Source organism: Klebsiella sp. K5-306 (genome assembly GCF_051835185.1).
GTDB lineage: Bacteria > Pseudomonadota > Gammaproteobacteria > Enterobacterales > Enterobacteriaceae > Klebsiella > Klebsiella oxytoca.
Window position 1 is genome coordinate 95,229 of the sequence record NZ_JAIFJY010000009.1, and the last position, 16,809, is coordinate 112,037.

Below are 16,809 nucleotides of genomic sequence, written 5' to 3' on the forward strand. Positions count from 1 at the left end.
AAGGAATCGCCGCGTTTTTCACCCGCGATATAGTGATGCCCCATGAACCTTTATCTTCAGTAAAAGAGGGGTGTATGAGCGAAAAAAAACCAGATACTCTCAGCGTCCGCCAGTCTGAACACGACCCTAACTTTATGCTGTCCCTGGCGCGCGGGCTGGAAGTCCTTAACGCGTTTACCCCACAGCGGCAGCGCCTGACCATTTCCCAGCTTAGCCAAAAAACGCAGATCTCCCGCGCGGCTGTGCGCCGCTGCCTCTATACCCTCGCCGCGCTGGGAATGGTGCATAGCCCGGATGGCCGCAGCTATGAGCTACTCCCCCGCGTGCTGGCGGTGGGTCACGCTTACCTGGCCGGAACGCCGCTGGCGAAAGTCGCGCAGAGCGCCCTGGATAATCTGGGTAAAAACCTCGGAGAATCCTGCTCCGCCGCCACGCTGGACGGCGATAACGTCCTGTATATTGCCAGAGCAGCGGTGAATAACCTGCTCAGCGTAGATATCGGCCGCGGTAGCCGTCTGCCTGCGTGGGCCACGTCGATGGGACGCGTGCTGCTTAGCGCGTTGCCGGAAGAACAGCTTGAAGTGACATTGTCACGAGCCAGCTTGATCCGCTATACCCCGTATACGCTATGCGATCTGCCGGGTTTACGGCAGGAAATCGCCAGAGTGCGTATGCAGGGCTACGCGCTCGCTGACCGGCAAATTGAGGTGGGATTATGTTCGCTGGCGGTACCGCTGCTTTCCCGCAGCGGTCAGGTGGTGGCGGCGCTTAACGTTGGCGTTCCGGCAGGCTATACCAACGCCGCCGCGCTGAAGGAGAAAGCCCTCGCCCCGCTACGGCGGGCGGCGATGGCGCTTTCTCTTCAGCTGTAAGGGTTAATTCAGCTCCGGCGCCCTGGCCAGACTGCGCCAGATACCAGCCGCCAGCAGCAGAAGCAGGACACCGGCCGTCGCCAGCACGATACTGTGCGAATGAATAAACGCTGCCTTCGCCGCTTCGAGCAGGTTTTGCGCTGGAATAGCCGGCAGCGACTGCGCCAGCTTAATCGCCTCGCTGATGGAGGAGGACGCCTGCGCCGCCGCTGCGCCGTCAACGCCCGACGGCAAAACAATCGATGAGGTGTAGCTGCGGGTCAATATCAGACCGAACAGGGCGATGCCCAGACCAGCCCCCAGCTCGTAGGCCATAGTTTCGATGGCTCCCGCCGCCGCCGCTTTCTCCTTCGGCGCTGCGGCCATAATGGCAGAGCTGGAAGCCAGCAGCGCGCTGGCGACGCTAAAGCCCAGCAGCGTCATCAGTCCCCAGGCCAACCACTGCTGGGTGCTGAAATCGGTCATCGACAGGCCGAGGAAGCTCAGCGCGCTGAGCAGCATTCCCCCGGTTGCCACCTCGCGCAGCCCCAGGCGCGAAACCAACATGCCGGCAATCGGCCCGCTAAAACCGCTGGCCACCATCACCGGCAGCATAAACAGCCCGGCCTCAAATGGCGTTTTGCTATGCACGAACTGCAGCTCCTGCGCCATCAGAAGTTCAAAGCCCACCAGCGTGATCAGCGCCGTCATCGCCATCATCACACCGCTTAAAATAATGCGATGGGTAAACAGTCGCATATCGACCATGGGCCGCGTCGCCATAAGCTGCTTGCGCACGAACCAGAACAGCATACCGGCGCCAGCAACCGCCACCAGCCCGGTTAACCACAGCGCCATTTGCCCTTTAAGCGCCGTTTTAGCGCTGAATACCAGCATCAATATGGCGGCGATGAGGATTAGCGCCTGGAATAGATTCAGCGGCTGTTCCCGTCGTGCGGGCTGACGCGGCACCACTTTGGCGTTAATCGCTATCACCAGCAGCACGATCGGCACGTTGATCAGGAAAACCGAGCCCCAGTAAAAATGTTCCAGCAGCATGCCGCCGATCAGTGGGCCAAAGGCCGCCCCGCCGGAACCCACCGCCGCCCACAGGCCAAGGGCCATATTACGCTGTTGCGCCAGCGCAAAAGTGCTGCGAATACCGGCGAGCGTCGCCGGGACGATCATCGCTGCCCCTACCGCCAGTAGCGCACGGGACGCAATCAGCGTTTCGGCCGTCGGCGAAAACGCCGCCGCCAGCGAGGCGGCGCCAAAAATAGCGCTGCCGAGCAGTAGCAGGCGTTTAAAGCCTATTTTATCGCCCAGCGCGCCCATCGGCAGCACCATACCGGCCATCACCAACGAGTAAATATCAATAATCCACAATAGCTCATTGCCGCTGGTCCCCAGCGCTACGCTAAGCGTTGGCGCGGCCACGTGCAGAACGGTGGCATCAATCGCCACCGGAATATAAACCAGCAAAATCGCCATCAGCGTCAACCATTGCCGAGACATACTACCTTTCCTCAAAGTTGAAAATTGGACAAGTGTCCAGGATGGCGATCCTGCCCCAATGTTGAACGAGTGTCCAACTTTTTGTTACTATCGGCCAAAAACGGGGGTCACCAGGGGCTATGAGCTACTTAAATCGCGATGCGCGACGGGAAGTTATTGTACTGGCAGCCATGCGCGTCGCGCTTAGAGGCGGATTCAGCGCCATGACCGTGCGCCAGATTGCCGCCGAAGCCGGCGTCTCCGCCGGTCAACTGCACCACCATTTCACTTCAGCAGGCGAGCTGAAAGCCCATACCTTTGTACGCCTTATCCGTGAAATGCTGGACATGCCGCTGGTCGCTGACGACGCCACGTGGCGGGAACGCCTGTTTTCCATGGTGGGCAGCGACGATGGCAAGCTTGAGCCCTATATTCGTTTATGGCGCGAAGCGCAGCTGCTGGCCGACAGCGATAGCGATATCAAAGGCGCATATCTGCTGACGATGAGTATGTGGCATGAAGAGACGCTGAAAATTATTCAGCGCGGAACCGAAGCAGGTGAGTTTACGCCAAAAGACCATGCGGAAAGTATTGCCTGGCGGCTCATTGCGCTGGTATGTGGCCTGGATGGTATTTACGCGCTGGGTATGGAGGAAATAGATGACGCCACCTTTAACCGGCATATCAATTATTTTATTTCGATGGAACTGTTCTGACCCAGGTTACACTTTGTAACAAATAATCCCCCTCTATTCTCCGCGCGTCGACTGCCGACGCGCTTTTCTTATCTATTCTTCATTTATTACAACTAACACATCGTTCGGCCCCTTCTTTCATTCTTTTATATTAATTGACTGTTTTACATCTTTATTCTTTTTGACTGGTTAATGTTCATTCGAGGGCAATATGCTGAGCAAAAATGAGAAAAAGAATCATTATCTTTTAAGCGAGTGGAAACCTGAAAACGCGGCATTCTGGGAAAATAAGGGAAAGAAAATAGCCCGCAGAAATCTTTGCATTTCCGTAGCTTGTCTGCTACTTGCCTTTTGCGTCTGGATGTTATTTAGCGCCGTCGCGGTCAACCTCAATAAAGTCGGTTTTAATTTCACTACCGATCAACTGTTTTTATTAACCGCTCTGCCTTCGCTTTCCGGCGCGATATTACGCGTGCCCTACTCCTTTATGGTACCCATATTTGGCGGTCGCTACTGGACGGTATTAAGTACGATTATTCTGGTGGTTCCCTGCATCTGGCTGGGAATTGCCGTGCAAAATACCGCTACCCCGTTTTGGGTATTTATCATTATCGCCTTACTGTGCGGTTTTGCCGGAGCGAACTTTGCTTCGAGCATGGGAAATATCAGTTTTTTCTTCCCCAAAGCCAAACAGGGTAGCGCACTGGGGATTAACGGTGGGCTTGGCAACCTCGGCGTCAGCGTGATGCAGATGATCGCGCCGGCGGTGATTTTTCTGCCCATCTTTGCTTTTCTCGGTGTTCATGGGGTGCCTCAGGAGGATGGATCTCTTCTCGCCCTTAGCAACGCCGCGCTCGTCTGGGTACCGCTGCTGGCGATCGCCACCTTCGCAGCCTGGGTGGGAATGAACGATATCGCCAGCTCGAAGGCCTCAATTCGCGAGCAGCTGCCGGTACTGAAGCGCCCGCATATGTGGCTGTTAAGCCTGCTCTACCTTGCCACCTTTGGCTCGTTTATCGGCTTCTCCGCCGGTTTTGCCATGCTGGCGAAAACGCAGTTCCCCGACGTGAATATTCTGAATCTGGCTTTCTTCGGGCCGTTTATCGGCGCGCTGGCGCGGTCATTTGGCGGCATTATTTCCGACCGTCTCGGCGGCGTGCGGGTCACGTTGATCAATTTTATCTTAATGGCGCTGTTCACCGGCCTGCTGTTCCTCACCCTGCCCGGCACCGGCTCCGGCAGCTTTCTCGCCTTTTACGTGGTGTTTATGGGACTGTTCCTTACCGCCGGTCTCGGCAGCGGTTCCACCTTCCAGATGATCGCCGTGATCTTCCGCCAGATAACTATCGACAGCGTGAAGAAGCGCGGCGGCAGCGATGAACAGGCTCAGCACGAAGCGGTGACCGACACCGCGGCGGCGCTCGGTTTTATCTCCGCTATCGGCGCCATTGGCGGCTTCTTTATCCCTAAAGCCTTCGGCACCTCGCTGGCGCTGACCGGCTCACCTGTCGGGGCAATGAAGGTCTTCTTTGTTTTCTACGTGGTTTGTGTGCTGGTGACCTGGCTGGTCTACGGCCGTCGTAAACCGGCAAAAAAATAACGACATCTTTGCCGGATGGCGGCTGAAGCCTTATCTGGCCTACAGGATAGTGCGGTCTTGTAAGGCTGGACATTATTGGAGCAGGAGAAATGTCATGAGTAAACTACTGGATCGCTTTCGCTACTTTAAACAAAAAGGCGAGAGCTTTGCCAACGGTCACGGCCAGGTATACAACACCAACCGCGACTGGGAAGACAGCTATCGGCAGCGCTGGCAGTTCGACAAAATCGTCCGCTCAACCCACGGCGTGAACTGTACGGGCTCATGCAGCTGGAAGATTTACGTCAAAAACGGTCTGGTCACCTGGGAAACCCAGCAAACAGACTACCCGCGAACCCGCCCGGATCTGCCCAACCACGAACCCCGCGGCTGCCCGCGCGGCGCGAGCTACTCCTGGTACCTTTACAGCGCCAACCGTCTGAAGTATCCGCTGGTGCGCAAGCGGCTGATTGCGCTGTGGCGCGAAGCGCTGGCTCAGCACGCCGATCCGGTGCAGGCGTGGGATAGCATTATGCAGGACCCGGTTAAAACCCTCAGCTACAAGCAGGTACGCGGCAAAGGCGGGTTTATCCGCTCAAGCTGGAAAGAGCTGAATCAGCTGATTGCCGCCGCCAACGTCTGGACCATCAAAAACTACGGGCCGGACCGGGTGGCGGGCTTTTCGCCGATCCCGGCGATGTCGATGGTCTCTTACGCCGCGGGTACCCGCTATCTGTCGCTGCTTGGCGGCACCTGTCTGAGTTTTTACGACTGGTACTGCGACCTTCCCCCCGCCTCGCCGATGACCTGGGGTGAGCAAACCGATGTCCCTGAATCCGCCGACTGGTATAACTCAAGCTATATCATCGCCTGGGGCTCAAACGTCCCACAGACCCGAACGCCGGACGCCCACTTTTTTACCGAAGTGCGCTATAAGGGCACCAAAACCATCGCGATTACTCCGGATTTTTCGGAAGTTGCCAAACTCAGCGATCAGTGGCTGGCGCCGAAACAGGGCACCGACAGCGCGCTGGCGATGGCAATGGGCCATGTGATCCTCAAAACGTTTCACCTTGATAATCCCAGCGACTATTTCCTCAACTACTGTCGCACCTATACCGATATGCCGATGCTGGTGATGCTTGAGCGCCGCGAGGAGGGTTTCTACGTTCCCGGCAGGATGGTCCGCGCCGCCGATCTGGTCGACGATTTGGGCGAAAGCAACAACCCGGAGTGGAAGACCGTCGCCTATAACAGCGCTGGTGAACTGGTGGCGCCAAACGGTTCGATTGGCTTCCGCTGGGGAGAGAAAGGCAAGTGGAACCTCGAACAGCAGGCCGCAGGGCAAGCGATTGAACTTAAGCTGTCGCTGCTGGATAGCCGTGACGACGTGGTGACGGTGGGCTTTCCCTACTTCGGCGGCAACGAAAACCCGCACTTTCGCAGCATCAAGCAGGATCCGGTGACGCTGCATCAACTGCCGGTTAAGCAGCTCCCGCTGGCCAACGGTGAATCCGGCCTGGTGGTCAGCGTTTATGATCTCATCCTCGCTAACTACGGACTCGATCGCGGTTTAGACGACCCCAACGCCGCCAGGGACTTTGGCGAAATGAAAGCCTATACCCCGGCGTGGGCCGAACAGATCACCGGCGTCCCGCGCCAGCACATCGAGCAGATCGCCCGCGAGTTCGCCGATACCGCGCATAAAACCCACGGACGGTCGATGATTATCCTCGGCGCCGGCGTCAACCACTGGTACCACATGGATATGAACTACCGTGGGATGATCAATATGCTGGTGTTCTGCGGCTGCGTCGGCCAGAGCGGCGGCGGCTGGTCGCACTATGTCGGCCAGGAGAAACTGCGTCCGCAAACCGGCTGGCTGCCGCTGGCGTTCGCGCTGGACTGGAATCGTCCGCCGCGCCAGATGAACAGCACCTCCTTTTTTTACAATCACGCCAGCCAGTGGCGCTATGAAAAGCTGACCGCCCGGGAGCTGCTGTCGCCGCTGGCCGACGCCAGCCAATTCAGCGGCCATCTGATCGATTTTAACGTTCGCGCCGAGCGCATGGGCTGGCTGCCTTCCGCGCCGCAGCTGGGGGTTAACCCACTGACCATCAAGGCGCAGGCCGCCGCAGCCGGACTGCCCCCCGCCGACTACACCGCCCGGGCGCTGAAGTCCGGCGAGATCCGCTTCGCCTGCGAACAGCCGGATAACGGCAAAAACCATCCGCGTAATCTGTTTATCTGGCGCTCAAACCTGCTGGGCTCTTCCGGCAAGGGCCATGAGTATATGCTCAAATACCTGCTGGGCACCGACAGCGGTATTCAGGGCGAAGAGCTGGGGGCTACCGATGAGGTGAAGCCGGAAGAGGTGGAGTGGCAAACCGCGGCCATTGAGGGCAAACTCGACCTGCTTGTGACGCTCGACTTTCGCATGTCCAGCACCTGTCTGTTCTCCGATATCGTTCTGCCAACCGCCACCTGGTACGAAAAAGACGATATGAACACCTCGGATATGCATCCCTTTATTCACCCGCTCTCCGCCGCCGTTGACCCGGCGTGGGAGGCGAAAAGCGACTGGGAAATTTACAAAGATATCGCCAGAACCTTCTCTGAAGTCTGCGTCGGCCACCTCGATAAAGAGACCGACGTGGTGCTGGTGCCGCTGCAGCATGACTCCCCGGCGGAACTCTCTCAGCCCTTTGACGTGCTGGACTGGCGGAAAGGCGAATGCGAGCTGACGCCGGGTAAAACCGCGCCGTCGATTGCCGTGGTTGAGCGCGATTATCCGGCGACCTATGAGCGCTTTACCTCCCTCGGCCCGCTGCTCGACAAACTCGGCAACGGCGGTAAAGGCATCACCTGGAACACCCAGAACGAGGTCGATTTCCTCGGTAAGCTCAACTACGTCAAGCTGGATGGCCCGGCTAAAGGCCGCCCGCGCATCGACACCGCCATCGACGCCTCGGAAGTGATCCTCGCCCTCGCCCCGGAAACCAATGGCCAGGTGGCGGTCAAAGCCTGGCAAGCGCTCGGCGAATTTACCGGCCGCGAGCACACGCACCTGGCGCTGAATAAAGAGGATGAAAAAATCCGCTTCCGCGACATTCAGGCCCAGCCGCGCAAAATTATCTCCAGCCCGACCTGGTCCGGCCTCGAGAGCGAGCATGTGTCGTACAACGCCGGCTATACCAACGTCCACGAGCTGATCCCCTGGCGCACCCTTTCCGGCCGCCAGCAGCTCTATCAGGATCACCCCTGGATGCGCGCCTTTGGCGAAAGCCTGGTGGTCTATCGTCCGCCCATTGACACCCGCAGCGTCAGCCAGATGAAAGCGATCCCGCCTAACGGCTTTCCTGAAAAAGCGCTCAACTTTCTGACGCCGCACCAGAAATGGGGCATTCACTCCACCTACAGCGAAAACCTGCTGATGCTAACCCTGTCGCGCGGCGGGCCGATCGTGTGGATCAGCGAAACCGATGCTCGCGAACTGGGGATTGAAGATAACGACTGGATCGAGGCCTTTAACGCCAACGGCGCGCTCACCGCTCGCGCGGTGGTCAGCCAGCGCGTACCGCCGGGGATGACCATGATGTACCACGCGCAGGAGCGTCTGATGAATATTCCGGGATCGGAAGTCACCGGACGGCGCGGCGGGATCCATAACTCGGTGACCCGCGTGTGCCCGAAACCGACCCATATGATTGGCGGCTACGCCCAGCTGGCTTACGGTTTCAACTATTACGGCACCGTCGGCTCCAATCGCGATGAGTTCATTATGATCCGCAAAATGAAAAATATTGACTGGCTGGATGACGAAGGTCGCGACGGGGTACAGGAGGTGAAAAAATGAAAATACGCTCACAGGTCGGCATGGTTCTCAATCTTGATAAATGCATCGGCTGCCACACCTGTTCCGTCACCTGTAAAAACGTCTGGACCGGACGTGAAGGAATGGAATACGCCTGGTTTAACAACGTCGAAACCAAACCGGGCATCGGTTATCCAAAAAACTGGGAAGACCAGGAGGTGTGGGAAGGCGGCTGGGTGCGCGACGTTAATGGCAAAATACGCCCGCGTCTGGGCGGCAAAATGGGCGTCATCACCAAAATCTTCGCCAATCCGGTGATACCGCAAATCGACGATTATTATGAGCCTTTTACCTTTGATTATCAGCACCTGCACAACGCGCCGGAGGGGAAACATTTGCCCACCGCCCGTCCGCGCTCGCTTATCGATGGTAAGCGGATGGATAAAATCATCTGGGGGCCCAACTGGGAAGAGCTGCTCGGCGGCGAGTTTGAAAAGCGCGCCCGCGACCGTAACTTCGACAAGATTCAGAAGGAGATGTACGGCCAGTTTGAAAACACCTTCATGATGTATCTGCCGCGCCTGTGCGAGCACTGCCTGAATCCGAGCTGCGTCGCCACCTGCCCGAGCGGCGCCATCTACAAGCGTGAAGAAGACGGCATCGTGCTGATCGACCAGGATAAATGCCGCGGCTGGCGTCTGTGCATCAGCGGCTGCCCGTACAAAAAAATCTACTTCAACTGGAAAAGCGGTAAATCGGAAAAATGCATCTTCTGCTACCCGCGTATCGAATCCGGACAGCCCACCGTCTGTTCGGAAACCTGCGTGGGGCGTATCCGCTATCTCGGCGTGTTGTTATACGACGCGGATCGCATTGAAGAGGCCGCCAGCACCGAGCGCGAAACCGATCTCTATGAGCGGCAGTGCGAGGTGTTCCTCAATCCCCACGACCCGGCGGTGATTGAAGAAGCGCTGAAACAGGGGATTCCACAAAACGTGATTGATGCCGCCCAGCGCTCGCCGGTGTACAAAATGGCGATGGACTGGAAGCTGGCGCTGCCGCTGCATCCGGAATACCGCACCCTGCCAATGGTCTGGTACGTGCCGCCGCTGTCGCCGATTCAGTCCTACGCCGACGCCGGCGGCCTGCCGAAAAGCGACGGCGTGCTTCCGGCCATCGAAAGCCTGCGTATTCCGGTACAGTATCTCGCCAATATGCTCAGCGCGGGCGATACCGGCCCGGTGCTGCGCGCGCTGAAGCGCATGATGGCGATGCGTCATTACATGCGCTCGCAAACGGTGGAAGGCGTCACGGATACCCGCGCCATCGAGGAAGTGGGCTTAAGCGTTGAACAGGTCGAGGAGATGTACCGCTATCTGGCGATCGCCAACTATGAAGACCGTTTCGTGATCCCGACCAGCCACCGCGAAATGGCGCGCGACGCTTTCCCCGAGCGCAACGGCTGCGGTTTTACCTTTGGCGACGGCTGCCACGGCTCCGACACCAAATTCAACCTGTTCAACAGTAGCCGTATCGATGCCATCAACATCACCGAAGTACGCGATAAAGCGGAGGGGGAATAATGCAAATCCTCAAAGCGATCGGCCTGCTGATGGAGTACCCGGATGAGTTTCTTTGGCAGTGCAAGGAGGAGGTGCTGGCCATGGTGCGGCACGACGCCCCCATGCTCAACGACTTCGCCGCGGAAATGCTGAATGCCCCGCTGCTGGACAAGCAGGCCGAATGGTGCGAAGTGTTCGACCGGGGCCGCGCCACGTCGCTGCTGCTGTTTGAACACGTGCACGCCGAGTCCCGCGATCGCGGCCAGGCAATGGTCGATCTGCTCGCTCAGTATGAAAAGGCGGGCCTGGTGCTCAACTGTCGCGAACTTCCAGACCATCTGCCGCTGTATCTGGAATACCTCAGCATCCTGCCGGAAAACGAAGCGCGTGAGGGGCTGCAAAACGTCGCGCCGATTCTGGCGCTGCTGGGCGGGCGGCTCAAGCAGCGCGAGGTAGCGTGGTACCCGCTGTTTGACGCCCTGCTGAGCCTCGCCGGGAGCCCCCTCTCAAGTGACAGTGTCACGCAGCAGGTTAACAACGAGTCCCGTGATGATACCCGGCAGGCGCTGGATGCGGTCTGGGAAGAAGAGCAGGTGAAATTTATCGAAGATAACGCCACAACCTGTGACAGCTCACCGTTACAGCAATATCAACGACGCTTTAGCCAGGACGTGGCGCCGCAGTACGTCGACGTCAGCGCGGGAGGCCCGAAATGATACAGTACCTGAACGTCTTTTTTTACGACATCTACCCCTACATCTGCGCGACGGTCTTTTTTCTCGGCAGCTGGCTGCGCTATGACTACGGTCAGTACACCTGGCGCGCCTCCTCCAGCCAGATGCTCGATAAACGCGGGATGGTGATCTGGTCGAATCTTTTTCATATCGGCATACTCGGCATTTTCTTTGGCCATCTGTTCGGCATGTTAACGCCGCACTGGGTGTATGCCTGGTTTTTACCGATTGCGGTCAAGCAGCAGATGGCGATGGTGCTCGGCGGCGTCTGCGGCGTCCTGACGCTGATCGGCGGCGCCGGTTTGCTCTGGCGTCGTTTGACCAACCAGCGCGTTCGCGCGACCTCGACCACCCCGGATATCATCATCATGAGCATTCTGTTGATTCAGTGCCTGCTCGGGCTGAGCACGATTCCTTTTTCGGCGCAGTATCCTGACGGCAGTGAAATGATGAAGCTGGTCGGCTGGGCGCAAGGCATCGTGACCTTCCGCGGCGGCTCGTCTGAAATGCTCAGCGGTGTCGCCTTTGTTTTCCGCGTACATCTGGTACTGGGAATGACGATTTTCCTGCTGTTCCCGTTCACCCGTCTGGTTCACGTCTGGAGCGCGCCGTTTGAATATTTCACCCGCCGCTACCAGGTGGTACGTTCAAGACGCTGAGCAAAATCTGCAATCATCCCGGGTCGCGGCGTAAACGCCTCACCCGGGATACATCAACGCAGATGGCTGTGAACCCATAGCCCGGCTAAGCGTAGCGCAAGCCGGGTAACATCCACGTTTGACAGCCACCCCTTATCCAGCCAACGGTTCCTGTAGGGTATTTACTTACCCGCCTCGGGATGGGTATCAAACGCCGCCATCACTGCCGCCAGTTCCGCTTCGCTGAAGCCATATTTGGCATCATCCACGCCGAGGCCAAAACGCGTTTGCAGCGCTTCATACAGCGCCGGAACATCCGCTAAATCCCGCTTTTCGACCACATGGTTTTTATCCCAATGGGTAAAGTGGAAATTGGTCAGCGTCATCTTGCCGCCATCCGGTAAGTGGCGGCACATCAGCAGATGATGGCGGAAGTGCGACTGCGGCCAGTGCGCTGACCAGAAGTTGCCCATCACATAGTCGGAAGCGTACTGGCGACCTAAGTCAAAATGGTACATCGACTGCCAGTGGCCGTGATGGCTGAACTGCAGGGTCCACTCTTCCCCTTCGTAGATCAGGCGATACTCACCGTGCGGGGTCGCTTGTTCCACATCGGCCAGCAGCTTGATCGGCGCGGTCAGGGTCTGGCCGCCGAAACCAACGTCAGCAATCCAGCGTTCGCCCTCCACGTCCACCAGCAGCAGCCGATGGGTACGCGGCGGCATATGCGGCGGATTGGCCAGCACCACGCGGCCCAGAAGACTGCGCACGTTGAAACCAATTTCGCGCAGCGCTCTCTCCAGCAGGCCGTTTTGCTCGAAGCAGTAACCGCCGCGACGACCGTGAATCAGCTTATCTTCCAGGGTGCGATCGTCGAGATGTATCTCTCTTGGCAGCAGCACATCCAGATTTTCAAAGGGGATCGCGCCGTTATGGTGAATATGCAATTCGCGCAGGGTGTGAAGTGAAACGTCCGGGGTGCCCGTCCAGCCCAGACGAGAAAAATAGGCGCTTAAAAAGGGACTCATCAATGCCTCCAGCAATCGGTGTCCGACATTTATAGCCTGTTTTTCCCGCCTGACCAGCTATTTTGTGCGATCGCATTTATCCGCGCGTGCCTCGCTGCATCAGCGCCAGCGCGCTGAGCATCAGCCCGAGACCGGTAAGCAGCGTCAGCGACGCCATTGCCATTCCCTGCCCCGCCGAGCCCTGCTCAAACTGGCGCCAGATAAACACCGCGACGGTTTGCGTTCCGGCTGGCGCGAGCAGCAGCGAAGTTACCAGCTCGCGGGAGGCGACGGCGAACACCATCAGCATCGCCGCCAGCAGCGCCGGGAAGACCAGCGGCAGAACGATCAGACGCAGCGCCTGCAGGGCCGTCGCCCCATGTACCCTTGCCGCAGGCTCAAGATTATTGCCAAGCTGGCGCAGCGCGCTGCCGACGTAGCGTACCGGCCAGGGCAGCAGCAGACAACTGTAGGAGAGCAGCAGCATAAACCAGCTGTTGTAGGGGGAAAGCGGCCAGAACGGCTGATTCCACAACAGAATCAACCCGACGCCTACCACCACGCCCGGCAGCGCCGCCGGCAGCAGCGATAAGGCATCGACTATCGCGCTCCCCTTGATTTTTTGCACCACAACCAGCCAGGCGGCGAGCAGCCCCACCAGCCCAACAACGCCAGCCGAAGCCAGCGCCAGCGAAAGGCTGGTTGCCAGCGCCGACAGCGCATCGCCCTGCTGAGCAAACAGCGCGGCAAAATGGCGAAGAGTAACGTTGTCAGCGTGGATACCGCCCGACAGCGTGCTCATCAGGCTGGTCAGCACCATCGACGCGCCCGGCAGCACCACCGCCAACCCACCGACGCCCGCCATCACTAGCATCGCCGGAAGCGCCAGCCAGCCCAGTTCCGCCCCGCTATTCTCTCCCGGCTTGCCGGTGACGCTGGTGACCTCTTTATCGCCAGTCAGCCGTTTTTGCAGCCACCAGGCCAGCAGCGCCACCGCGATCAGCAGCAGCGAAAGCAGCGATGCGCCGGGCAGATCGACGGGCCAGTCGGCAAGCTTTTTCTCAATGCCTACGGTTAGCATGACCAGCCCTGCCCGCGACCCGAGGGCCGCCGGAACGCCGTATTCCTCAATCGCCAGGGTAAACGCCAACAGCATCCCCGCCGCCAGCGCCGGCGAGAGCATCGGCAGCGTGATGTGCCAGAACGCCCGCCAGGCGCTGGCGCCGTGCACCCGGGCGACAATCGCCAACCGCTGACCGCTCGCCAGCAGGCTGCGCGAAACGGCAAAATAGACCACCGGGAAAATATTGAGCGTCATCACCAGCACAATCCCGGAACGGCTAAAAAGCAGATCGTTAAGATCCCAGCCGGTCAGCTGCTGCAGATAGCCGTTGCTTTGCAGCATCAGCATCCACGACAGCGCCGCGATGTATGGCGGCGTCAGAAAGGGGATCAGAAAGAGCAGATCCCACAGTCGCGGCAGCGGAATAGTAAACAATCCGCGCACGACGCCCAGCGGTAGACCGATGACCACGCTCATCAGCGCCACGCCGCAGGCCACCCACAGGGTACCGCCGAGCATCGTAGGCAGCTGCGGGTCGGCAATCAGCGTTGACACGCCGCTAAACGCGCCGCTCAGCGAGCCGGCGCTAAACCGGGGAAAAATCGCCTGGAGGACGATAAAGAGCAGCGGCAACGCCACCAGCACCAGCAGTGCCGCCAGCGTGCCCGCTGAAATAAGTCTCTGTTTCACGATATATTCCTGGATACGATCTTACCCGGCTCGCGCTGCGCTTAGCCGGGCTACAGGGTCACATCCGTCTACGGTCCGGCAGACCATATGCGCGCCAGCGCCGCCTCCGGTGAATGTGCCCGAACCAAATTTCGCAGCTTGGGGAAAAGTCGGTTTACTGGGCGAAAAGCGTATTAAAGCGGGAAAGCACCGCACTACGTTCGCTAGTGCCTTCGCCGGCGGTCGGCAGAATTTTCAGCTCGTTGAGCAGCGGGCGCTTCGCCGGAATATCGCTGCGGGCGGGCATAAGCCAGGCGTCGGCGACCAGCGCCTGGCCTTCCGGTGACAGCACATAATCAATAAAGGCCTTTGCATCGTCAGCATGCGGGCTGGTTTTGAGGATCATCATCGGCCGCGGCGCAATCACCGTGCCGCTGGCCGGAAAAATCACCTTTAGCGATTCGCCCTGATGGATATTGCCGTAAGAGACATAATCAACCGCGCCGAATACCGCCGCTTTCGCGCCCTGCATCACCGGCGTCACCGCCTGGGCATTCGGCCCGCTGACCACCATGCCATTCTTCTTCAAGTCTTTAAACAGCGCCCAGGGCTGGTCGCCCATGCCATTCTGTAACCCGATCAGCAAATCCAGCGATGCGCCGGAAAGCGCCGGGTCCGGCGTCGTCACTTTGTCTTTGAACGCCGCTTCGGTCAGGTCGCGCCACTCTTTCGGCTCCGGGGTGCCGCTATTGGTATTCCAGACGATCCCCAGCGCCGAAATCCCCTGGGCAACGTAATCGGCGGATTTCAGGTTCGCCGGCACCTTATCGGCGTTGCTGCTCTGATATGGCAGCAGCCAGCCGCGGTGATGCAAATCCTCCGCCGTATCCCACGAAGCGGAAATCAGCACATCCGCCTGCGGGTTGGCCTGCTCGGCCTCAAGACGCGCCATCACCTTACCGGTAGTAGCCTGGAAAATATTTACCTTCACCCCGGTTTTCTTCTCATAACCGCTGGCGAGGCTTTTCGCCAGCGAGCCCGGCCCGGCGGTGTAGACGGTGAGCGCGTGGGCGCAGGAGATCGTGGTGGCGGACAGCATCATCGCGAGCGCAGCTCCTTTGGTAACGGTAATAACGGTTTTCATGCGGATTCCCCTAAGGTTGAAGTCACGGCGCGGACGGCGGCAACGCAGCCCGCAGATAAATGAACAATCTTGTCGGCCAACAGTTCGGCTTCGCGACGGTCGTGGGTGACGTAGACGGCAGTGATGCCCAGCTGGCGCAGCAGGCGGCTCATTTCGACGCACAGCGACTCGCGTAGTTCGCTGTCGAGATTGGAGAGCGGCTCGTCGAACAGCAGCACGCGCGGTTCTGCGACAATGGCGCGGGCCAGGGCAACGCGCTGCTGCTGTCCGCCGGAAAGGCCCGACGGTTTACGCTCGGCGAAGCCGCTGAGACCGACCATTGCCAGCGCCTCCTCGACCCGTCGCTGTCGTTCCTTGTGCCCGATGCCGCGCATGCGCAGCGGGAAAGCCACGTTCTGCGCCGCCGTCATATGCGGCCACAGGGCGTAATCCTGGAAGACCATGCCGAGATCGCGCTGCTCCGGCGGCATACCCCAGCCGGCTTTCGCCACCAGCCGATCGCCGAAGTGAATGCTGCCGCTGGCGGGTACGGTTAATCCGGCGAGCAGGCGCAGCAGCGTGCTTTTGCCGCAGCCAGAAGGCCCGAGCAGCGCCACGATGCTGCCCGCATCGATATGCAGATCGATCTGATTAAGGACGGTGTTGGTACCGAAGGCGAAAGAAACGCCGTCAAGCTTAATGCTGGTAAGCGCGCGCATTTTCGCCCTCCCGTTGGGAAAGCGTGGCTCTGCCGGCGGTCAACATCCGCCGGCCCGCGCTCACCTGTGTCAAAGACAGGGGAGCTAACATATTGTTATCCTCTTTGGGACTTAGTGACGCCGACTATAGGGAGCCTTGATGACGTATTGATTACATTTTCATTGCGGATTAACGTGTTGTCTGGCATCAGACCCATTTACCAAGGAACGCATATGAGCCGTTTTCGCCACGTGGAACTCCAGTACGCCAGTCGCCTGCTCAACCATGGCCCAACGATTTTAATAACCAGCTACGACGCCCATACTCAGCGCCGCAACGTTATGGCCGCCGCATGGTCGATGCCGGTGGAGTTCGCCCCGCCGCGGCTGGCTATCGTGGTGGATAAAAGCGCCTGGACGCGGGAAATTATTGAGCGCAACGGCACGTTCGGCATCGTCGTCCCGGGCGTCGAGGCCGCCAGCTGGACCTACGCGGTCGGTAGCATCAGCGGACGCGATGAGGATAAATTTAACGCTTACGGTATTCCGGTGGTGCAAGGCCCGGAGCTGGGATTGCCGCTGATTGAAGAGAAGTGTCTGGCGTGGATGGAGTGCCGACTGCTGCCGGCAACGGCGGCTCAGGAGCAGTACGATACGCTGTTTGGCGAAGTGGTTTCCGCCGCCGCCGACGAACGCGCGTTTGTCACCGGACGCTGGCAGTTCGACGATGATAAGATCAATACCCTCCATCATCTCGGCACCGGCAACTTTGTCGCCAGCGGCCGCCACGTCCGCGCCAATACGCCAGAAGAGTAAATCCCCGGGTCCTTGGTTCTATTCCGAGTCCGGCACCACCACCTTCAAGACCCGCCGGTTAAACTT

General features: G+C 58.9%; 13 protein-coding genes. 8 read left to right on the plus strand and 5 right to left on the minus strand.

What is annotated here, in order from left to right:
* The first annotated feature begins 35 nt into the window (after positions 1-35).
* Positions 36-872, plus strand: a complete 837-nt coding sequence (locus K2184_RS15260; protein WP_371315359.1) for an IclR family transcriptional regulator domain-containing protein — start codon at positions 36-38, stop codon at positions 870-872.
* A gap of 3 nt (positions 873-875) precedes the next feature.
* Here the strand turns inward: K2184_RS15260 and K2184_RS15265 are convergent, their stop codons facing one another.
* Complete coding sequence (locus K2184_RS15265; protein ID WP_047719856.1) at positions 876-2,366, minus strand: SmvA family efflux MFS transporter; 1,491 nt, start codon at positions 2,364-2,366, stop codon at positions 876-878.
* A gap of 119 nt (positions 2,367-2,485) precedes the next feature.
* Between K2184_RS15265 and K2184_RS15270 the strand changes: the two genes are divergently transcribed.
* The 6 genes from K2184_RS15270 (at position 2,486) to narI (ending at position 11,388) form a co-directional block, all read left to right on the plus strand.
* Positions 2,486-3,061, plus strand: a complete 576-nt coding sequence (locus tag K2184_RS15270) for a TetR family transcriptional regulator (protein ID WP_004101906.1) — start codon at positions 2,486-2,488, stop codon at positions 3,059-3,061.
* A gap of 190 nt (positions 3,062-3,251) precedes the next feature.
* Positions 3,252-4,640, plus strand: a complete 1,389-nt coding sequence (locus K2184_RS15275) for a NarK family nitrate/nitrite MFS transporter (RefSeq protein ID WP_004112849.1) — start codon at positions 3,252-3,254, stop codon at positions 4,638-4,640.
* 94 nt (positions 4,641-4,734) lie between these two features.
* Positions 4,735-8,475, plus strand: coding sequence for a nitrate reductase subunit alpha (locus tag K2184_RS15280; protein ID WP_004112847.1), 3,741 nt, complete (start codon positions 4,735-4,737; stop codon positions 8,473-8,475).
* Positions 8,472-10,016, plus strand: coding sequence for a nitrate reductase subunit beta (gene narH, locus K2184_RS15285; RefSeq protein WP_004101903.1), 1,545 nt, complete (start codon positions 8,472-8,474; stop codon positions 10,014-10,016). The genes K2184_RS15280 and narH overlap by 4 nt, the downstream gene beginning before the upstream one ends.
* Entirely contained in the window at positions 10,016-10,711 is a 696-nt protein-coding gene (narW, locus tag K2184_RS15290; protein ID WP_004112845.1) for a nitrate reductase molybdenum cofactor assembly chaperone, read from the plus strand. The genes narH and narW overlap by 1 nt, the downstream gene beginning before the upstream one ends.
* A complete protein-coding gene (gene narI / locus K2184_RS15295; protein WP_017145935.1) occupies positions 10,708-11,388 on the plus strand; it encodes a respiratory nitrate reductase subunit gamma in 681 nt (226 codons plus the stop codon). Before narW ends, narI begins: the two co-directional genes overlap by 4 nt.
* Before the next feature lie 161 nt (positions 11,389-11,549).
* On the opposite strand, the gene nhoA is transcribed toward narI, so the two are convergent.
* From nhoA to K2184_RS15315, 4 genes are all read right to left on the minus strand, one after another.
* A complete protein-coding gene (gene nhoA / locus K2184_RS15300; RefSeq protein WP_163524974.1) occupies positions 11,550-12,395 on the minus strand; it encodes an N-hydroxyarylamine O-acetyltransferase in 846 nt (281 codons plus the stop codon).
* Between the two features lie 76 nt (positions 12,396-12,471).
* Positions 12,472-14,127: an ABC transporter permease gene (locus tag K2184_RS15305; protein WP_163524976.1), complete on the minus strand. Its 1,656-nt coding sequence runs from the start codon at positions 14,125-14,127 to the stop codon at positions 12,472-12,474.
* Between the two features lie 154 nt (positions 14,128-14,281).
* Entirely contained in the window at positions 14,282-15,250 is a 969-nt protein-coding gene (locus K2184_RS15310; RefSeq protein ID WP_163524978.1) for an ABC transporter substrate-binding protein, read from the minus strand.
* Positions 15,247-15,948 carry an ABC transporter ATP-binding protein gene (locus K2184_RS15315; protein WP_049129395.1) on the minus strand — a complete coding sequence of 234 codons (702 nt, stop codon included), beginning with the start codon at positions 15,946-15,948 and terminating at the stop codon, positions 15,247-15,249. The genes K2184_RS15310 and K2184_RS15315 overlap by 4 nt, the downstream gene beginning before the upstream one ends.
* A 213-nt stretch (positions 15,949-16,161) precedes the next feature.
* On the opposite strand from K2184_RS15315, the gene K2184_RS15320 reads away from it, so the two are divergent.
* Positions 16,162-16,743, plus strand: coding sequence for a flavin reductase family protein (locus tag K2184_RS15320; protein WP_004112829.1), 582 nt, complete (start codon positions 16,162-16,164; stop codon positions 16,741-16,743).
* Positions 16,744-16,809: the final 66 nt, after the last annotated feature.

Coding starts and splice junctions, on each gene's coding strand:
- K2184_RS15260 (WP_371315359.1), top strand. CDS start 36: ATGCCCCATGAACCTTTATCTTCAGTAAAAGAGGGGTGTATGAGCGAA.
- K2184_RS15265 (WP_047719856.1), bottom strand. CDS start 2,366: ATGTCTCGGCAATGGTTGACGCTGATGGCGATTTTGCTGGTTTATATT.
- K2184_RS15270 (WP_004101906.1), top strand. CDS start 2,486: ATGAGCTACTTAAATCGCGATGCGCGACGGGAAGTTATTGTACTGGCA.
- K2184_RS15275 (WP_004112849.1), top strand. CDS start 3,252: ATGCTGAGCAAAAATGAGAAAAAGAATCATTATCTTTTAAGCGAGTGG.
- K2184_RS15280 (WP_004112847.1), top strand. CDS start 4,735: ATGAGTAAACTACTGGATCGCTTTCGCTACTTTAAACAAAAAGGCGAG.
- narH (WP_004101903.1), top strand. CDS start 8,472: ATGAAAATACGCTCACAGGTCGGCATGGTTCTCAATCTTGATAAATGC.
- narW (WP_004112845.1), top strand. CDS start 10,016: ATGCAAATCCTCAAAGCGATCGGCCTGCTGATGGAGTACCCGGATGAG.
- narI (WP_017145935.1), top strand. CDS start 10,708: ATGATACAGTACCTGAACGTCTTTTTTTACGACATCTACCCCTACATC.
- nhoA (WP_163524974.1), bottom strand. CDS start 12,395: ATGAGTCCCTTTTTAAGCGCCTATTTTTCTCGTCTGGGCTGGACGGGC.
- K2184_RS15310 (WP_163524978.1), bottom strand. CDS start 15,250: ATGAAAACCGTTATTACCGTTACCAAAGGAGCTGCGCTCGCGATGATG.
- K2184_RS15315 (WP_049129395.1), bottom strand. CDS start 15,948: ATGCGCGCGCTTACCAGCATTAAGCTTGACGGCGTTTCTTTCGCCTTC.
- K2184_RS15320 (WP_004112829.1), top strand. CDS start 16,162: ATGAGCCGTTTTCGCCACGTGGAACTCCAGTACGCCAGTCGCCTGCTC.